This is a genomic window from Pseudomonas sp. NPDC087358, assembly GCF_044900785.1.
Classification (GTDB): domain Bacteria; phylum Pseudomonadota; class Gammaproteobacteria; order Pseudomonadales; family Pseudomonadaceae; genus Aquipseudomonas.
Genome location: NZ_JBJDOA010000001.1, coordinates 452,663 through 469,411, shown reverse-complemented (window position 1 = coordinate 469,411; position 16,749 = coordinate 452,663). Strand labels below are relative to the sequence as shown.

At 59.6% G+C, this 16,749-nt stretch carries 17 protein-coding genes; 8 read left to right on the top strand and 9 right to left on the bottom strand.

What is annotated here, in order from left to right:
* Positions 1 to 168 precede the first annotated feature (168 nt).
* Complete coding sequence (gene fdxA / locus ACI2KS_RS02080) at positions 169 to 492, bottom strand: ferredoxin FdxA (RefSeq protein WP_404616728.1); 324 nt, start codon at positions 490 to 492, stop codon at positions 169 to 171.
* 244 nt (positions 493 to 736) lie between these two features.
* Positions 737 to 3,304 carry a DNA mismatch repair protein MutS gene (mutS, locus tag ACI2KS_RS02075; protein ID WP_404617243.1) on the bottom strand — a complete coding sequence of 856 codons (2,568 nt, stop codon included), beginning with the start codon at positions 3,302 to 3,304 and terminating at the stop codon, positions 737 to 739.
* A gap of 464 nt (positions 3,305 to 3,768) precedes the next feature.
* On the opposite strand from mutS, the gene ACI2KS_RS02070 reads away from it, so the two are divergent.
* The 3 genes from ACI2KS_RS02070 to recX all read left to right on the top strand — a co-directional run bounded on the left by ACI2KS_RS02070 (position 3,769) and on the right by recX (position 5,936).
* Positions 3,769 to 4,305 (top strand): CinA family protein, encoded by a 537-nt coding sequence (locus tag ACI2KS_RS02070; protein WP_404616727.1) that lies wholly within the window; start codon positions 3,769 to 3,771, stop codon positions 4,303 to 4,305.
* 85 nt (positions 4,306 to 4,390) lie between these two features.
* Positions 4,391 to 5,455: a recombinase RecA gene (recA, locus tag ACI2KS_RS02065; protein WP_404616726.1), complete on the top strand. Its 1,065-nt coding sequence runs from the start codon at positions 4,391 to 4,393 to the stop codon at positions 5,453 to 5,455.
* A gap of 13 nt (positions 5,456 to 5,468) precedes the next feature.
* A complete protein-coding gene (gene recX / locus ACI2KS_RS02060; RefSeq protein WP_404616725.1) occupies positions 5,469 to 5,936 on the top strand; it encodes a recombination regulator RecX in 468 nt (155 codons plus the stop codon).
* 130 nt (positions 5,937 to 6,066) lie between these two features.
* Here recX and ACI2KS_RS02055 read toward each other — a convergent pair whose 3' ends face one another.
* Both ACI2KS_RS02055 and ACI2KS_RS02050 read right to left on the bottom strand, forming a co-directional pair.
* Positions 6,067 to 7,182 (bottom strand): LOG family protein, encoded by a 1,116-nt coding sequence (locus ACI2KS_RS02055; RefSeq protein WP_404616724.1) that lies wholly within the window; start codon positions 7,180 to 7,182, stop codon positions 6,067 to 6,069.
* Positions 7,183 to 7,573: 391 nt separating this feature from the next.
* Positions 7,574 to 7,999, bottom strand: a complete 426-nt coding sequence (locus ACI2KS_RS02050) for a PA3611 family quorum-sensing-regulated virulence factor (RefSeq protein WP_404617241.1) — start codon at positions 7,997 to 7,999, stop codon at positions 7,574 to 7,576.
* Positions 8,000 to 8,218: 219 nt separating this feature from the next.
* Between ACI2KS_RS02050 and ACI2KS_RS02045 the strand changes: the two genes are divergently transcribed.
* Positions 8,219 to 8,929 (top strand): tRNA-uridine aminocarboxypropyltransferase, encoded by a 711-nt coding sequence (locus ACI2KS_RS02045; RefSeq protein ID WP_404616723.1) that lies wholly within the window; start codon positions 8,219 to 8,221, stop codon positions 8,927 to 8,929.
* A gap of 92 nt (positions 8,930 to 9,021) precedes the next feature.
* Here the strand turns inward: ACI2KS_RS02045 and ACI2KS_RS02040 are convergent, their stop codons facing one another.
* The gene (locus ACI2KS_RS02040) at positions 9,022 to 9,912 is read right to left on the bottom strand and encodes a DMT family transporter (RefSeq protein WP_404616722.1); all 891 of its coding nucleotides are present in this window, start codon (positions 9,910 to 9,912) and stop codon (positions 9,022 to 9,024) included.
* A gap of 226 nt (positions 9,913 to 10,138) precedes the next feature.
* On the opposite strand from ACI2KS_RS02040, the gene erdR reads away from it, so the two are divergent.
* Both erdR and ACI2KS_RS02030 read left to right on the top strand, forming a co-directional pair.
* Entirely contained in the window at positions 10,139 to 10,786 is a 648-nt protein-coding gene (gene erdR / locus ACI2KS_RS02035; RefSeq protein WP_404616721.1) for a response regulator transcription factor ErdR, read from the top strand.
* Between the two features lie 108 nt (positions 10,787 to 10,894).
* Positions 10,895 to 11,263: a diacylglycerol kinase gene (locus ACI2KS_RS02030; RefSeq protein WP_404616720.1), complete on the top strand. Its 369-nt coding sequence runs from the start codon at positions 10,895 to 10,897 to the stop codon at positions 11,261 to 11,263.
* Positions 11,264 to 11,379: 116 nt separating this feature from the next.
* Here ACI2KS_RS02030 and ACI2KS_RS02025 read toward each other — a convergent pair whose 3' ends face one another.
* Complete coding sequence (locus ACI2KS_RS02025; protein WP_404616719.1) at positions 11,380 to 12,306, bottom strand: LysR family transcriptional regulator; 927 nt, start codon at positions 12,304 to 12,306, stop codon at positions 11,380 to 11,382.
* Between the two features lie 121 nt (positions 12,307 to 12,427).
* Between ACI2KS_RS02025 and fpr the strand changes: the two genes are divergently transcribed.
* On the top strand, positions 12,428 to 13,207 hold the full coding sequence (gene fpr / locus ACI2KS_RS02020) for a ferredoxin-NADP reductase (RefSeq protein WP_005616041.1): 780 nt from the start codon (positions 12,428 to 12,430) through the stop codon (positions 13,205 to 13,207).
* Between the two features lie 308 nt (positions 13,208 to 13,515).
* Here the strand turns inward: fpr and tsaA are convergent, their stop codons facing one another.
* From tsaA to ACI2KS_RS02005, 3 genes are all read right to left on the bottom strand, one after another.
* Complete coding sequence (tsaA, locus tag ACI2KS_RS02015; RefSeq protein ID WP_404616718.1) at positions 13,516 to 14,220, bottom strand: tRNA (N6-threonylcarbamoyladenosine(37)-N6)-methyltransferase TrmO; 705 nt, start codon at positions 14,218 to 14,220, stop codon at positions 13,516 to 13,518.
* Positions 14,221 to 14,254: 34 nt separating this feature from the next.
* Complete coding sequence (locus ACI2KS_RS02010) at positions 14,255 to 14,716, bottom strand: DUF1456 family protein (RefSeq protein WP_404616717.1); 462 nt, start codon at positions 14,714 to 14,716, stop codon at positions 14,255 to 14,257.
* A 66-nt stretch (positions 14,717 to 14,782) separates the two neighbouring features.
* Entirely contained in the window at positions 14,783 to 15,493 is a 711-nt protein-coding gene (locus tag ACI2KS_RS02005; protein ID WP_404616716.1) for an rRNA pseudouridine synthase, read from the bottom strand.
* Positions 15,494 to 15,655: 162 nt separating this feature from the next.
* On the opposite strand from ACI2KS_RS02005, the gene ACI2KS_RS02000 reads away from it, so the two are divergent.
* Positions 15,656 to 16,651: an alpha/beta fold hydrolase gene (locus ACI2KS_RS02000; protein WP_404616715.1), complete on the top strand. Its 996-nt coding sequence runs from the start codon at positions 15,656 to 15,658 to the stop codon at positions 16,649 to 16,651.
* The last annotated feature ends 98 nt before the right edge of the window (positions 16,652 to 16,749 follow it).

Below are 16,749 nucleotides of genomic sequence, written 5' to 3'. Positions count from 1 at the left end.
GATGCGATTCATCAGGATGATGAAAAGGATTAAAGGGAATATGGAAAAAATGTGGGCGGGTCAAACCGCCCCTTTTTTCGTCTGCAGAAAACAGCTGACCCTACAGGTCGCTACCCGCAAAAATGCAAAAAGACCCCGTAGGGCCTTTCACAGATGCCGCGTTGGAGCTTAGCGTTCCAGGTCAGCGATCTTGCCAGACTTGCCATCCCACTCTTTAGCATCCGGCAGCGCATCCTTACGCTCGGTGATGTTGGGCCAGACATCCGCCAGCTCGGCGTTCAGCTCGATGAAGTTCTCCATGCCGGCCGGCACCTCATCTTCCGAGAAGATGGCGTTGGCGGGGCATTCAGGCTCGCACAGCGCGCAATCGATGCACTCATCCGGGTGAATCACCAGGAAGTTCGGGCCTTCGTAAAAGCAGTCCACCGGACACACTTCTACGCAGTCGGTGTACTTGCACTTGATGCAGTTGTCGGTGACGACGAAGGTCATTTCTAATTCTCTCCTCAGGCGGCGGTAGCAAGGCCATTCAATCAGGCTTGCCAGGTTCGGGAAGTCCCCCGGGCCGTGAAAACTCAGCTTGTGTCGAACAGCGCGGCAGGCAAGGTGACTTGCGCTGCGTCGCCCGACCCTGGTTCGCTGCGTTCAAACGCGGCTCGGATTATCTGTGAAGCCAGGCTAAAAGCTCACAGCGTCCCAAACCGCGCGGGATTCTAGCAGCTTGTTACGATTCACGTCAGATGCGTGTTTGCATCGAATACAACAACTCCAGCGCCTGACGCGGCGTCAGATCGTCGACTTTCAGGTTCGACAACTCGTCCAGCACCGGGTGCGGCAGGCTGGCGAACATATCGCTTTGCATTGGCACCGGCGGTCTGCCGGGCTTGGACTTGGGCTGTTCGTGGGGCAGGCTGGTGGTTTCAAGCCGCTGCAAGTGTTCCCTGGCGCGTGTGATTACCTTGCCCGGAACCCCGGCCAGCTGGGCAACCGCCAAGCCATAGCTCTGACTCGCGGGGCCTGGCAGGACCCGATGCAGGAACACGATGCGCTCATTATGCTCGGTCGCATTGAGGTGCACATTGGCCACCAGCGGCTCGCTTTCCGGCAGTACGGTCAACTCGAAGTAATGCGTGGCAAACAGGGTGTAGGCGCGAAGCTGGGCGAGACATTCTGCCGCAGCCCAGGCCAGCGACAGTCCGTCGAAAGTGCTGGTCCCGCGCCCGACTTCATCCATCAGCACCAGGCTCTTGTCCGTGGCGTTGTGCAGAATGTTCGCCGTTTCGCTCATTTCCACCATGAAAGTCGAACGCCCGCCTGCCAGGTCATCACTGGAGCCGATCCGGGTGAAGATCCGGTCCACCAGTGAAAGCTCGCAGCTGGCCGCTGGAACGAAGCTGCCGATGTGGGCCAGCAGGACAATCAATGCGGTCTGACGCATATAGGTGGATTTACCGCCCATGTTCGGACCGGTGATCACCAGCATGCGGGTGTTGTCGTGCAGGTCCAGATCGTTGGCCACGAAGGGCGATGACAGCACCTGTTCGACCACCGGGTGGCGACCTTGCTCGATCCGCATGCAGGGTTCGTCGGTAAAGCGTGGGCGGTTCAGGTCCAGGTTCAGCGCGCGCTCGGCCAGGTTGCTCAACACATCCAGTTCGGCCAGCGCTGCGGCGGTGTCCTGCAATGGTGCCAGATGACCGATCAGGTCTTCGAGCAACGCTTCGTAAAGCATTTTCTCCCGCGCCAGCGCGCGGCTCTTGGCCGACAACGCCTTGTCCTCGAACTCCTTGAGCTCGGGGGTGATGAAGCGCTCCGCGCCTTTGAGTGTCTGGCGGCGTATGTAGTCGGCAGGCGCCTGTTCGGCCTGCCGGCTCGGCAGCTCGATGAAGTAGCCGTGAACGCGGTTGTAACCCACCTTCAGGTTGGAAAGGCCGGTGCGGGCTTTCTCGCGGGCCTCCAGGTCGATCAGGAACTGGCCGGCGTTTTCACTCAGCGACAGCAGCTCGTCGAGTTCGCCGTCATAACCGGTTTTCAATACGCCACCGTCGCGAATGACCGCAGGCGGGTTATCGATAATCGCCCGTTCCAGCAGGTCGGCAAGCTTGGGGTAGGTGCTGGCGGCGTTGGCCAGTTGCTGGATATGCGGGGCGTCGAGTTCGGCCAGCGCCCGTTGCAGTTCGGGCAGCGCGCTCAAGGCATCACGCAGCCGCGCCAGGTCGCGCGGGCGGGCATTGCGCAGGCCGATGCGCGCAAGGATGCGCTCCAGGTCGCCAATCTCCTTGAGCTGGGGTTGCAATTGCTCGAAGCGGTAGCGCTCGAGGAAGCAGCCGATGGACTCCTGGCGTGCCTGCAGCACCTTGAGGTCGCGCAGCGGCCGATTCAGCCAGCGAGTCAGCAGGCGCGTGGCCATCGCGGTCTGGCAGCGATCCATGACCGACTGCAGGGTGTTGTCGCGGCCGCCAGCCAGGTTGGTGTCCAGTTCCAGATTGCGGCGACTGGCGCCGTCCAGGATCACCGTGTCGTCCATACGCTCATGACGCAGGCTGCGCAAATGGGGCAGGGCGGTGCGCTGGGTTTCCTTGGCATAGCCCAACAGGCAACCAGCGGCACCGATCGCCAGGGTCAGGGTCTCGCAGCCAAAGCCTTTGAGATCCTGGGTGGAGAACTGCTGGCACAGACTCTTGTGCGCCGAATCGCGCTCGAAATCCCAGGGCGCGCGACGGCGCGAGCCACGGCGCTTTTCCGCCGGCAGACCTTGCGGCCAGTCGTCGGGGATCAGCAGTTCAACCGGGTTGATGCGCTCAAGTTCAGCCAGCAGGTTTTCCCAGCCCTTGATCTCCTGGACGGTGAAATTGCCACTGGTGATGTCCAGCACCGCCAGCCCGAACAGTCTTTCATCGCCCAGCACGGCAGCGATCAGGTTGTCGCGCCGCTCATCGAGCAACGCCTCGTCACTCACCGTACCGGGCGTGATGATGCGCACCACCTGGCGTTCAACCGGTCCCTTGCTGGTCGCCGGATCGCCAATCTGCTCGCAGATCACCACCGATTCGCCCAGCTTAACCAGTTTGGCCAGATACCCCTCTGCCGCATGATAGGGAATGCCGCACATGGGAATGCTCTGCCCGGCCGATTGACCCCTGGCGGTCAGGGTGATGTCCAGCAGCTTGGCCGCCTTTTTGGCGTCTTCGTAGAAGATTTCGTAGAAGTCGCCCATGCGATAGAACATCAACTGGTCTGGATGCTGATTCTTCAGTTTCCAGTACTGCTGCATCATGGGGGTGTGCGAGGAGAGATCGGAAATTGCTTTGTTCATCAGTTATTCAGGCAAATTCGTTGGGAGATTGAGGCAAGTGCAGAGTACCGGGTGGAACACCACCTACGTGGGCCGACGTCGGATCCGATTGCTTTTGCGATGGGCGCAAGGTTACCACGCACGCCCATGGGCCGCAGGACTGACGTATTCGTCACGACAGGTTTCTGAGCCCACATTTATCGATCGCAGCTGTCTACCCTGTCGAAGTCGCCTGCCGAGCTTGGGCAGGCATCTTAAAAGGACTTTGCCATGAGACGTAAACGCGCGCGGGACGCCACCAATGGACGCTTTATCACCCTCGCCGAGGCCAGGCTGCGGCCTCGTGAAAGCATCGTGGAAACCGTCAGGAAACCTTGCCCGAAAGCAGATCAGCCCGTAGCGGCTGCGACAGACGCTGCAGTGGCGAATGAGACGTCCGCCGCACTTGCACCCCAGACCGGCTCGTGTAGCGTATGAGCTTTGCCAAGCCGTCAGTGGAGCACTTTCCTGTGGATGACATCACTCAGTTGGCAGCGACGCTCGGCCAGTTGCTTCTGGCTTCCAGCGCCCAGCTGTCGACCGCTGAATCCTGTACCGGTGGCGGCATTGCAGAGGCCGTCACGCGCATCCCTGGCAGTTCGAGCTGGTTCGAGGCCGGTTATGTCACCTATTCCAATCGGCAGAAAACCCGACAATTGGCGGTCCCGCCGCAATTGTTCGACGCGGTGGGCGCGGTCAGCCGGGAAGTGGTCGAAGCCATGGCACGTGGCGCTCAGGTCAACAGCAGCGCACGGTTCGCTGTCGCCGTCAGCGGCGTCGCCGGACCTGACGGTGGTTCCGTGGACAAACCTGTCGGTACCGTCTGGATCTGCTGGGCCGCCGCAGAACAGCTGATTGCCCAGCGCTTTCTGTTTGCCGGTGACCGCGACGCGGTACGCCGACAAACGGTCAAGGCCGCCCTAGAGGGGCTGATCCAGCTCGCACGCGGAGAAATACCAAATCGGGGGTAGGCGAGCGCGCAACCCTGTGGAATAATACTGGCTACTTATACAGTTATATCGGCCGTCAGGCCTAACCGATTACGAGAGGACTTCAATGGACGACAACAAGAAGAAAGCCTTGGCTGCGGCCTTGGGTCAGATCGAGCGTCAGTTCGGCAAAGGCGCCGTGATGCGCATGGGTGACCATGACCGCCAGGCTATTCCTGCTATCTCCACCGGCTCGTTGGGTCTCGATATCGCACTGGGTATCGGCGGCCTGCCAAAAGGCCGGATCGTTGAAATCTACGGTCCTGAGTCTTCCGGTAAAACCACGCTGACCCTTTCGGTCATCGCTGAAGCTCAAAAGATGGGCGCCACCTGTGCGTTTGTCGACGCCGAGCACGCCCTCGATCCCGAGTACGCTGGCAAATTGGGCGTCAATGTCGACGACCTGCTGGTCTCGCAACCGGATACCGGCGAGCAAGCTCTGGAAATCACCGACATGCTGGTGCGCTCCAATGCCATCGACGTCATCGTCGTCGACTCCGTGGCCGCTCTGGTACCAAAAGCTGAAATCGAAGGCGAGATGGGCGACATGCACGTCGGCCTGCAAGCGCGCCTGATGTCTCAGGCCCTGCGTAAAATCACCGGTAATATCAAGAACGCCAACTGCCTGGTCATCTTCATCAACCAGATCCGCATGAAGATCGGCGTCATGTTCGGCAGCCCGGAAACCACCACCGGTGGTAACGCGCTGAAATTCTACGCCTCGGTGCGTCTGGACATCCGCCGCACCGGCGCGGTGAAGGAAGGCGACGAGGTCGTCGGCAGTGAAACCCGCGTCAAGGTCGTGAAAAACAAAGTAGCGCCTCCGTTCCGTCAGGCCGAGTTCCAGATTCTGTACGGCAAGGGTATCTATCGCAACGGCGAAATCATCGACCTGGGCGTGCTGCACGGTCTGCTGGAGAAGTCCGGTGCCTGGTACAGCTATCAGGGCAGCAAGATCGGTCAGGGTAAGGCCAACTCGGCCAAGTTCCTGCAGGACAATCCGGAAATCGGTGCGACCCTGGAGAAACAGATCCGCGAAAAACTGCTGGCTGCAAAACCTGATGTCAAAGCCCAATCGTCTCGCGTTGCCGAAGATGATGTAGCGGAAGTCGAAGCTGACGCCGATCTCTGATCTGCAACCAGCCATGCCCGTAGAGCTTGATACGCCCGTCGCTGTACGGCGTACCGCAATGGACCTGCTCGCACGTCGCGAGCACGGTCGTGTTGAGCTTACGCGTAAATTGCGTCAGCGCGGTGCACCACCTGAATTGATCGAAGCCGCCCTCGACCGTCTGACGGAAGAGGGTTTGCTTTGCGAATCCCGTTATCTCGAAAGTTTTGTTTCCTACCGCGCTCGTTCGGGATACGGCCCTTTGCGGATCCGCGAAGAGCTGGGGCAGCGGGGCTTGCAACGTGCCGATATCGAGCTGGCGCTACGAGAGTGCGGCATCGACTGGCGAGAAAAGCTTGAAGAGTGTTGGCAGCGCAAGTTCGCCGGACAACTGCCCAAGGAAGCTCGCGAGCGAGGTCAGCAGATGCGCTTTCTGAGTTATCGCGGCTACCCGCCCGAGATGATTGGGCGACTGTTGAGCGGTAAAGGCTACGACGACTAATCCTGCACAGCACAACTCCCTGTACGGCTTGTCGGCGGTTACGAGGTATCAGCTACAGAGATGTGGCTGACACACCCCGCAACCGCCGACAAGCCGTATTGCTACAGGTAGTTTGCACGCTCACAAAAGATCAATTCGCCTGCAACTGTCCGCGGTCCCGGGTTGGCTGGTCCTGCGGCGGCTCGGCCCAGTTGTCGCTCAGATTGATGTAATTCACCAGCTCTCGCAGACGGCCATGGTTTCGGCCGGTGAATTTGAAGGCCAGCCGCGTAAGGTGGCTGAACTGCGCCTCGTCATGTTCGTCTTGATAGCCGTGCTGATGGAAGTCATCGCTCAGACGCAAGTCAGCAAATGCTTCATGCATATGGGCCAGGGCGTCCTCACTGAGTGCGTGGTGCATTCGTATCACAAACGTATTCTTGAGCCAGCGGCTTGAATGGAAGTTGCTGTAGAACTGGTTGATCTCGGCGACTGCTTCGTCCGCGCTGTATACCAGTTTGAGCAGATTCATGTCGCTGGGCAGAATGTAGTGATTGGCTTCCAGTTCGTTCTTGATGAACGCCAGCGCGCCCTCCCAGAATGTGCCGCCCGGTGCATCCAGTAATACGATTGGCACCAGCGGGCTCTTGCCAGTCTGAATCAATGTCAGAACTTCCAGTGCCTCATCCAGCGTACCGAAGCCCCCAGGGCAGAGCACAAGTGCGTCGGCTTCCTTGACGAAGAACAGCTTGCGGGTAAAGAAAAAGTGGAAAGGCAGCAGGTTGCCAGTGCCATCGACGGTCGCATTGGCGTGTTGCTCGAACGGGAGGGTAATGTTGAATCCCAGGCTGTAGTCCAGGCCTGCGCCCTCATGGGCGGCTGCCATGATTCCGCCGCCAGCCCCGGTGATGACCATCAGGTCGGAGGCGGCCAGTTTCATGCCCAGTTCCCGGGCCAGGGCGTACACCGGGTGTTCGACAGGGGTGCGAGCCGAGCCGAAAACCGTGACCTTGCGACGGCCCTTGAACTGCTCGAGGACGCGAAAAGCGTTGTCCAGTTCCCGTAGTGCCTGCAGGGTGATCTTGGCGTTCCAGCGATTGCGATCGTCTTGAGCCATGCGCAGGACGGTCAGCATCATGTCACGGTACAACGCAAGGTTTGGGCTGTTGGGGGCGACCAGACTGAGTTGTTCTTCAACCTTGGCGCCAAGGTCGATGCCGCTGCTCTGGAAATGGCGAGAGAGCGAATCATTAGGTACGTAAGGCATGCAAACTTTCTCCTTTTGCAGAATCTCGACCCTGTCTACGGCAACAAGATCACGACGCTTCTTGCGTCGCTGCTGATAGCCCATCTCTGGCGATTGGTCAGGAACGGGATGGCGACTGATCGACGCCACGCTGATTCTGCCTATGTCCTTGGGTTGAAATAAGAACGTTGAGGATCACGATGATGGCAGGCACTCCCCGTTTGCCTGAGAGGATGAAGCGAATTTGGCTGTGCGCAACAGCAGTGGTTTGATGATGTGCCCGAAACCCGAACGCTGGCAATCAGTCTTTGTGGCGCAAACCTGGGAGGGGAGAACTGGAAATCACCCGGCGCGAGGCATGCAGTCACGCGCCGAGGGTTAGCAACGGCGCGCGGCCTGCCAGAGGGCGAGGTTACTTTTTCTTGGCGGGCGCCTTGGCTGCGCAATCGGCTGCGGTGATTTGCTGCGTGGTAATCAGCTTGCCGGTTTTGTATTCCTTGAATTCGTAACGCAGGATTGCCCCTTTGCCCATCAGCTGACGATAGCCCGTGTTGCGGCATACGCTGGTGCCCAACTGACGGCCTACCAGATCCGGGTTTTCACGCATCTGTGCGGCCTGACCGGATTGCACGCTCAGATGATTGATCAGCATTCTGCCATCGACGGTATAGCCCTCGTCGAGGATGTCTTCGCTGATCGCATTGGGCTTTCCGACATTGCTCGACGCCGCTACTTTTTCGAGCTCTTTGTTCAGTTCGTAATCCTGTTTGGACGCCGCATTGGCGCAAAGCGGAGCGATGAGCAAAAGCGTGAGGGCGGGGGCGATGAAACGCAGCATTGGATTCTCCTGGGGCAGTGAACGTCGTTGGACCGGCGACATCCGCTGGCGTTCACGGGTGACGTAAGGCTTTGAAGGCCGGCCAGTATAGGTGAGTCGCCTTGATGGACACCAGAGAACCCGACGCTCTGGTAGACTGCGCCGACTTTTTTCATGCCGGATGTTCATCGTGCTGCCGACCTTCTGCCACCCACTGTCGATATCTGGGCGGTTAGCCTCATGAGCCATGCTGTCTCGCGTCTGCGCGCTGAACGCCTGGCCCGCAGCACCAAGCCCTTCATCGCCCGCGGCTCGCGTGCGCCGCGCTGTCCAGGGTGCAGGGTGATCGAAAGCTATTGCCTGTGCGCCTGGAAACCTACCGTTGCGGCCAGGTCCGCCGTGTGCCTGTTGATGTACGACACCGAGCCGCTCAAGCCTACCAATACCGGCTGGCTTATCGCCGATGTGATCAAGGACACGGAGGCATTCACCTGGTCGCGAACCGAGGTGGACGAGAAGCTGCCAGCCTTGCTCAATGACCCGCAATGGCAACCGTATATCGTGTTTCCTGGTGAGTTCGTCGCGGCCGAACGCGTCGTGACCGAGGTCAAGCTGGAGCAGGGCAAGCGGCCACTGTTCATTCTGCTCGATGCCACGTGGCCAGAAGCGCGCAAGATGTTTCGCAAGAGCCCGTATCTGGATCATTTGCCGGTGTTGAGTCTGGTGCCCGAACAGATGTCGCGCTATCGCCTGCGTCGTTCCAAACGCGATGACCATTTCTGTACGGCTGAAGTGGCGGCGTTGTGTCTGGAATTGGCGGATGATCAGCAGGCTGGCGGCGTGCTGGATGCGTATCTGGACGTGTTCAGCGCTCATTATCTGGGTGCGAAGTATCAGCGGCCGATCGATCCGGACGATGCGCCGCACAGCTTTCTGAAGGCATTTATCTAAACGGCCTTCTGAATCCTGTAACAGTCCGGCTTGCCGGCGGCGGCGTCCGGACATTCGCCACCGCCGGCAAGCCGGCTGCTACAGGTCAGAAATCAATGTGCTGTTTGCGCCTTCCTCGGCCACAGCTGCGCCAGCAGCATTCCCGCTAGCATCAATGCGCAACCCATATAGCCTTTAAGCTGCAATGCCTCACCCAGCAGCCACGCGCCGGCGATCGCGGCGAAAACCGCCTCCAACGAAAAAATGATCGCGGCATGGGAGGCAATCGCATGTTTTTGCGCTACGACCTGCAGGGTGTAGCCGATGCCGACGGCAATCAGCCCGCCGTACAGCAAGGCAGGACCGGCGGCGCTAATGGCGCTGATCTCGATGGGTTCGAAGATCAGCGCCAGGACCATACTGATCACCGAGCAGGTGACAAACTGAAGAAACGCCAGGCGGATGGGATCGTGACGGCTGGCGAACAACCCGACCAGAATCACATGCGCGCCCCACACGAAGGCGCCGATCAGCTGCAGCCAGTCGCCGGACGCCACCTGAGAGTTGTCGCCCACGCTCAGCAGAAACATGCCGATCACCGCCAGCAGGCATCCCAGCCAAGTCCCGAGGCCGGTCTTGTGACCCATGAACAGCCCCAGAAGCGGAACTACAATCACGTACAGGCCGGTGATGAAGCCCGAGTGGGTGACACTGGTAAATAGCAGCCCGACTTGCTGCAGGTTGATACCCAATGCCAGCGCAACGCCCATCACCATACCGCCCTGCAGCAGGCCGCGGGTCAATAATGGCTCGGGTGGCGGGCCGCTCGCCGGACGACGCAGCACCAGCGGTAGCAGGCAGACGGAGCCCAGAGCAAAGCGCAGCCCTGAATAAAGATAGGGGCCGATATGATCCATCCCGGCGGTCTGCGCAACGAATCCTGTGCCCCAGATGATCGCGGTCAGCAGCATGAGCAAGTCCGCTCGCAGGGCGTGTTGTCGCATGATGGCACTCGCAATAATCAGGGCCGCGCACTGTGCCGCAAAGCGCCAAACTTGACCACCCCGGCCTGGCTGGGCATCCTTGGCGCCGCACGCATGCTGCAACGCCGTGCTCTGTCTGTTTTCAGCGTTGATGCGCCGTATTGGCGCAGCGTATACAGGCTGGCATTTCACAGTGCCATCGTGAGGGCTGAATCCGTCGGCTCTCACTTATAAACAGGATCATGAAATGACCTACGAAATCCTGATCGCCGATGACCACCCCTTGTTCCGTAGCGCCCTGCGTCAAGCCTTGACCTTGGGGCTGGGCGCTGACGCGCGGTTGGTTGAAGCGGAAAGTATCGCTGAGCTTGAGGCGCGTCTGACCGAAAAAGGCGATTGGGACCTGGTGCTGCTGGACCTCAATATGCCCGGTGCATACGGCTTCTCCGGGCTCGTGCTGTTGCGTGGCCAGTACCCACAGGTTCCAGTGGTAATGGTCTCGGCGCAGGAAGAAGCGGCCGTGGTGGTCAAGTCCAAGGAATTCGGCGCCAGCGGTTTCATTCCCAAGTCCAGCTCCCTGGAAATCATCCAGCAGGCCGTGCGCACGGTGCTCGACGGTGACGTCTGGTGGCCGCCGCAGGTCAATGAGCCCGTCAGCGTCTCGCCGGAAGCCAGGGCGGCAAGCGAAGGACTGGCCAGCCTCACACCTCAGCAGTTTCGCGTGTTGACCATGGTCTGTGAAGGCTTGCTCAACAAGCAGATCGCTTACGAGCTAAGCGTCTCGGAAGCGACGATCAAGGCCCACGTGACCGCGATTTTCCGCAAACTCGGCGTACGAACGCGCACTCAGGCGGCACTGCTGCTGCAACAGCTCGAGTCGATTCCGTCGACCTGATGCGGTTGTGCCGGGTTTCCATCATGGCTTGGGGCGGGTGTGCTTCACACTTTTTTGACCGCCGCTAAACTAGCCTCCACCGTCTTTTATCGAGCAGTAGTTGCCCCTATGACGTCGCCTTTCAAAGGTCAAACCGGCCTTAAACGTATCCTTAATGCATCTGGTTATTCACTGGACGGCCTGACCGCAGCCTTCAAAGGTGAGGCGGCGTTTCGTCAGCTGGTGCTGCTCAATGTCATTCTGATCCCGCTGTCGTTCCTGTTCCACGTCAGTCGGGGCGAGCGGGCGATGCTTATTGCCGTGTGCCTGCTGGCACTGATCGTGGAATTGCTCAACTCGGCCATTGAAGCGGCGATCGATCGCATATCGCTGGACCGACACCCACTCTCCAAGAACGCCAAGGACATGGGCAGTGCCGCCCAGTTCGTGGCGTTGACCATGATCGCGGTGGTCTGGGGTCTGATCCTGCTCGGCTGACCCTCGACATTCGGGTAGCAGTCCGGCTTGCCGGCGGTAGCGATCCTGAGGGCGCCGCCGCCAGCAAGCCGTGTTGCTAGAAGGGTGCGTAGTTGCCCTGTTGCAACCTGAGACGGTCAGGCGATGCTGGGCAGCACGATTTCATCGCTGCGACGCACGCCTGCGGTAAATGAACGGCACAGGTCGAGAAACTCACGAATGGCCGACGTCTGGTATTTCTGTTTATGCCAGATGAAGTAAAACTGGCGCACCAGATCCAGCTCAGGGGTCTCCACGGCCACCAGGCTGCCCCGGCGGAAGGCATCGCGCAGGGCCAGACGAGAAATACAGCCAATCCCCAGGCCCGACTCAACGGCGCGTTTGATCGCCTCGGTGTGCTCCAGCTCCAGACGCACATTGAGGCTATTGAGGTGGTGACGCATGGCCTGATCGAAGGTCAACCGCGTGCCTGACCCCTGTTCCCGCAGAATCCAGGCCTCCTGGGTCAATTGCGCCAACGTCGCGTGACCCTTGGCGGCCAGTCGGTGTTGCGGCGCGCAAAACACCACCAACTCGTCTTCGACCCAGGTTTGCACTTCTATATCAGGGTGGCTGCAATCGCCCTCGATCAAGCCCAAATCGATTTCGTAATGCGCCACTTGCTGCACGATATTGGCCGTGTTCTGCACATGCAGCTTCACTTGGCTTTCGGGGTGGCGTTGCATGAAGCTGCCGATCAGCAGCGTCGCCAGGTAGTTACCGATGGTCAGCGTGGCACCAACCGCCAGCGAGCCGAAGCCAGACTTGCCGTTGAGCAGGTCTTCGATCTCCTTGGCCTGGTCGAGCAGGGCGACGGCCTGCGGCAACAGCTGACGCCCGGTGGCATTCAGGCTCAGGCGTTTTCCGGCCCGGTCGAACAGCTGGCAGCTCGATTGTCGTTCCAGCTCGGTGATGGAGGTGCTGGCGGCAGATTGCGATAACGACAGCTGCACGGCAGCGCGGGAAACGCTTTCCTGTTGGGCCACAGCGACGAAGACTTGCAGTTGACGGAGAGTAAATCGCATATCTATATAACCGATAACCTATATCTTGATAATTCAGTTAACAGATATTGTGCTTGCCACTAGAATATCGCGCAATGGCGCTTTGACTGGCGCAGGCAATTTTCAGGAGTTCCCACGTACCATGAGCAACATGAATCACGAGCGTGTCCTCAGCGTTCATCACTGGAACGACACCCTCTTCAGTTTCAAGTGCACCCGTGATCCAGGCCTGCGCTTCGAGAACGGTCAGTTCGTCATGATCGGTCTGCAGCAGCCAAACGGGCGCCCGCTCATGCGTGCCTACTCCATTGCCAGCCCCAACTGGGAAGAGCATCTGGAGTTCTTCAGCATCAAGGTGCCTGACGGCCCGCTGACCTCGCAGCTGCAGCACCTGAAGGAAGGCGATGAGATCATCATCAGCAAGAAGCCTACCGGTACCCTGGTGCTGGACGACCTCAAGCCTGGCAAACACCTGTACCTGCTCAGCACCGGTACCGGTCTGGCACCTTTCATGAGTGTCATCCAGGACCCGGAAACCTACGAGCGTTTCGAGAAGGTCATCCTGTGCCACGGCGTGCGTTACGTGAACGAAGTCGCTTACCGCGAATTCATCACCGAGCACCTGCCACAGAACGAATTCTTCGGCGAGTCGCTGCGCGACAAGCTGATCTACTACCCAACCGTTACCCGCGAGCCGTTCGAAAACGAAGGCCGCCTGACCGACCTGATGCGCAGCGGCAAGCTGTTCAGCGATATCGGTCTGCCGCCGATCAACCCGCAGGACGACCGCGCCATGCTGTGCGGCAGCCCGAGCATGCTCGACGAAACCAGCGAAGTGTTGAACAGCTTCGGCCTGACTGTTTCGCCACGCATGCGTGAGCCGGGTGACTACCTGATCGAGCGTGCATTCGTCGAGAAATAACCTGTTGGCCCTGCGCCAAGGCAGGCCCGGATCGACCCAATCGTGGATGAACCGCTCGCACATTGACTGTGTGGGTGGATTTGTCCGCGAATAAGTCAGTACAGGCCCCAGCCACTTGGGGTCTGAAAAAAGCCGCCTGGAGGTCACGGTCCAGGCGGTTTTTTTGTGGGTACGATCAATCTCCGAGCCATTGCACACCGATGTAGGTGTCCGGCTTGCCAGCCGCGTTCTTGAAATCACCACCGGCGGCAAAACCGATTGCCAGGGCTTTGATGTCGGATACTCAACAGGCACCAGGGTCTCAGCGATCAGTTGGCCGCTGGAACGACCTCAAGCACCCGAATCGTCCCTGCTTGCGGGTAATGCCAGCGCACATCCAGATCCCAGAACTGCGCGCCATAGCGGCGCTCGGGCGTTGGTACCTGATAGGCGGGGCGTGGATCCTGAGCCAGACATTGTTCGATCAGCTCAACCAGTGGCTCGGCAAGCCGCAAACCATGCTCTCGCGCCTGGGACAGCGCTGCTGCGGCCCATTGCACGGGAATCAGTGCGGGCGCGGCGGCGGCCATGTGATTGCTGGCGTCGGCAATCGCGTCGGCGTAGGGCACGTAGGGCTTGATGTCGAGCACTGGCGTGCCGTCGAGCAAATCGATCCCCGACAGCCACAGGCGACCGGCTTCGACTTTCTCCAGCTTGACCACTGACTGACCGATACCGTTGGGCCGATGGGTCGCGCGGGTGGCGAACACGCCCATCGACTGGTTGCCGCCCAGGCGAGGAGGGCGCACTTTCAGGCGTGGCTTGGCTTCCAGCGCTTGATGGAAGACAAACAACAGCCAGACATGGCTGACCTGCTCCAGCCCCTGCACGGCGTCGCCCTGGTCGAACGGCGCTACCAGCTCCAGCACGCCGCGAGCCGCGGGGGCTAACTGTGGCTGACGCGGAATGGCGAACTTTTCCTTGAAGCAGGAACGCACGAAGCCGATAGGGGAGACGCTGTAGCTCTGGCTCATCGAAGGGGCTGATTCATCGGATGACCGGCAGCGCTCAGCCGCGAACGCGCAAGGTCAGGCCGCGCAGGAAGTTGCGCAGCAACTGGTCGCCGCATGGACGGTAGTTGTTGTGGCCGGCCTTGCGGAACAGGGCGCTCAGTTCTGGCTTGGACACCGGGAACTCCGCAGCCTTGAGGATCCCATGCATGTCGTCTTCCTTGAGTTCGAAGGCGACCCGCAATTTTTTCAGCACGATATTGTTGGTGATCGGCAATTCGACCGCCAGCTGCGGACGGCTGTCGTCCTTGCCACGCTTGAAGAACACCAGGCCGTCCAGGAAGTAAGCCATGACCTCGTCGCTGCACGGCTCGAAGCCTTCTTCTTCGTCTTTCTTCATGTAGGCCATGATCTGCGCCTTGGTCACGTCCAGGCCGCCAAGCTTGATGATGTCCACCACCTTGGTGTCGCTGATATCGAGCATGTAGCGAATGCTACGCAGTACGTCATTGTTCATCATGATGCGGGTGTCCTGATCAATCGGGTGTGAGCGCGCGCTACATCGGGCGCGGCGCTGAAAAAGGGCTTAGAACTTTTCTTTGTCGGTCATGTAGCGCCATTGGCCTTCGGGCACCTTGCCGATGGAGACGCCGCCGACACGAATACGCCGCACGGAGACCACCTTGAGCCCGACTGCTTCGCACATCAGCGCGATGACGCCCGGCTGCGGGTTCTTCATGGCGAAGCGCAGGCGGGTTTCGTTCTGCCAGCTGGCCTTGACCTTGGGCAGCTCCTTGCCTTTGTACATCAGGCCATGGTTCAGACGGTTGAGGCCGTGGGCGACCATGTCACCATCGATCTCGACCACGTATTCCTGTTCGATCTTGCTGCGATCGTCGGTCAGCTTGCGCAGGATTTTCCAGTCCTGGCTGAACACCATCAGGCCGCTGGCATTGGCTTGCAGCGTGGAAATCGCCTCCAGGCGCAGAAAGTGACCCTTGAGCGGCCGCTTGCCGAAGGCGTGTTCCGCCGACAAGGTCTCGGGTGTGATCAACGCCAGGGCCTTTTCCGGGCTCATACCGGCGGGCACGTTGAACAGGATCGTCACCGATTCCGGGGTGATGGCTTTGGCTTCCGGGCTCAGGACGACCGTCTGGTTATCGACCTTGAACTGTGGCTCGTCGACGACAACGCCGTCCACCGTGACCCAGCCGCCTTCGATGAACAGCTCGGCCTCCCTGCGGGAGCAACCGACCAGCTCGATTAGGCGTTTGGAAAGGCGAATGGGGTCAGTCATGAGAAAAGCCGTAACAGAAAGGAAAGGCGCCTATTGTACCCATGCAAACACCGTTAATCGCGGCAACATTGAAAATGCCTGGCGAATGAGCGTCCATTCGGGGGATTTTTACGGGGGCGGCACAGGTCTGCTCTTGAATCCCACTTTGTCTGGAGCCTTTTAATGAGCAGATGGTTACCCGCGTTGCTGATGAGTGTCAGCTTGCCACTGATGGCGGCACCGACCCCGTCTTATGGGCCGCAGCTTGAGGGGTTCGACTATCCGTTCCCGGCGCAGAGCTTCAGTTTTCAGTCCCAGGGCGCGCCGGTGCAGATGGGTTACATCGACATCAAGCCGACAGGTACAGCCAACGGCCGCAGCGTGCTGATGCTGCATGGCAAGAACTTCTGTGGCGCGACCTGGGAGGGCAGCATCAAGGCGCTGACGGGGGCAGGCTATCGAGTAGTGGCGCCTGACCAGATCGGTTTCTGCCGCTCCAGCAAACCGGCGGACTATAAGTACAGCTTCGAGCAACTGGCGCAGAACACCAAGGCCTTGCTGACCCGCCTTGGCATCGATCATGTCACCGTGGTCGGTCATTCCATGGGTGGCATGCTGGCGACGCGTTTCGCGTTGATGTACCCCGATCAGGTCGATCAGTTGCTGCTGGTCAATCCCATCGGTCTTGAGGACTGGAAAGCCAAGGGAGTGCCTGATCGCAGCTTCGACGACTGGTACGCTCGCGAACTCAAGACCAACGCCCAGAGCATCCGTAAATACCAGCAGTCGACCTACTACGCCAATGAGTGGCGGCCTGAATTCGATCATTGGGTCGATATGCAGGCGGGCATGTTCAACGGCAAGGGCAATGAAGAAGTCGCCCGGGCCTCCGCGCAGACGTACGGGATGATCTTCAATCAACCGGTGTTTTACGACTTCGAGAAGTTGAAGATGCCGACGGTGCTGTTGATCGGCCAGAAGGACAACACCGCCATCGCCAAGGACGCCGCGCCTGAGGCGCTGCGCAAGACGCTGGGCAACTATCCGGAGCTGGGCAAGGCTGCGGCCCGGCGCATCCCCCAGGCCACTCTGGTCGAGTTTGCAGGGTTGGGACATGCCCCGCAGATTCAGGACCCTCAGCAGTTCAATAAGGTGTTGCTGGAGAGTTTGAAGCGATAACGCAACCCAGCGCCAGATTCGCGGGCGACTCTATTTTTTGTAGGAGCGAGCTTGCTCGCGATTGCCTTATGTCTGGTACAGATAAAGTGACTGGCACA

Bases quoted from the DNA above. Each gene is read 5' to 3' on its own strand.
- recA (WP_404616726.1), top strand. From the start codon at position 4,391: ATGGACGACAACAAGAAGAAAGCCTTGGCTGCGGCCTTGGGTCAGATC.
- ACI2KS_RS02050 (WP_404617241.1), bottom strand. From the start codon at position 7,999: ATGCTGCGTTTCATCGCCCCCGCCCTCACGCTTTTGCTCATCGCTCCG.
- ACI2KS_RS02025 (WP_404616719.1), bottom strand. From the start codon at position 12,306: ATGCGATTTACTCTCCGTCAACTGCAAGTCTTCGTCGCTGTGGCCCAA.
- ACI2KS_RS02005 (WP_404616716.1), bottom strand. From the start codon at position 15,493: ATGACTGACCCCATTCGCCTTTCCAAACGCCTAATCGAGCTGGTCGGT.
- ACI2KS_RS02070 (WP_404616727.1), top strand. From the start codon at position 3,769: ATGAGCTTTGCCAAGCCGTCAGTGGAGCACTTTCCTGTGGATGACATC.
- recX (WP_404616725.1), top strand. From the start codon at position 5,469: ATGCCCGTAGAGCTTGATACGCCCGTCGCTGTACGGCGTACCGCAATG.
- ACI2KS_RS02030 (WP_404616720.1), top strand. From the start codon at position 10,895: ATGACGTCGCCTTTCAAAGGTCAAACCGGCCTTAAACGTATCCTTAAT.
- ACI2KS_RS02055 (WP_404616724.1), bottom strand. From the start codon at position 7,182: ATGCCTTACGTACCTAATGATTCGCTCTCTCGCCATTTCCAGAGCAGC.
- ACI2KS_RS02040 (WP_404616722.1), bottom strand. From the start codon at position 9,912: ATGCGACAACACGCCCTGCGAGCGGACTTGCTCATGCTGCTGACCGCG.
- fpr (WP_005616041.1), top strand. From the start codon at position 12,428: ATGAGCAACATGAATCACGAGCGTGTCCTCAGCGTTCATCACTGGAAC.
- fdxA (WP_404616728.1), bottom strand. From the start codon at position 492: ATGACCTTCGTCGTCACCGACAACTGCATCAAGTGCAAGTACACCGAC.
- tsaA (WP_404616718.1), bottom strand. From the start codon at position 14,220: ATGAGCCAGAGCTACAGCGTCTCCCCTATCGGCTTCGTGCGTTCCTGC.
- erdR (WP_404616721.1), top strand. From the start codon at position 10,139: ATGACCTACGAAATCCTGATCGCCGATGACCACCCCTTGTTCCGTAGC.
- ACI2KS_RS02045 (WP_404616723.1), top strand. From the start codon at position 8,219: ATGAGCCATGCTGTCTCGCGTCTGCGCGCTGAACGCCTGGCCCGCAGC.
- ACI2KS_RS02010 (WP_404616717.1), bottom strand. From the start codon at position 14,716: ATGATGAACAATGACGTACTGCGTAGCATTCGCTACATGCTCGATATC.
- ACI2KS_RS02000 (WP_404616715.1), top strand. From the start codon at position 15,656: ATGAGCAGATGGTTACCCGCGTTGCTGATGAGTGTCAGCTTGCCACTG.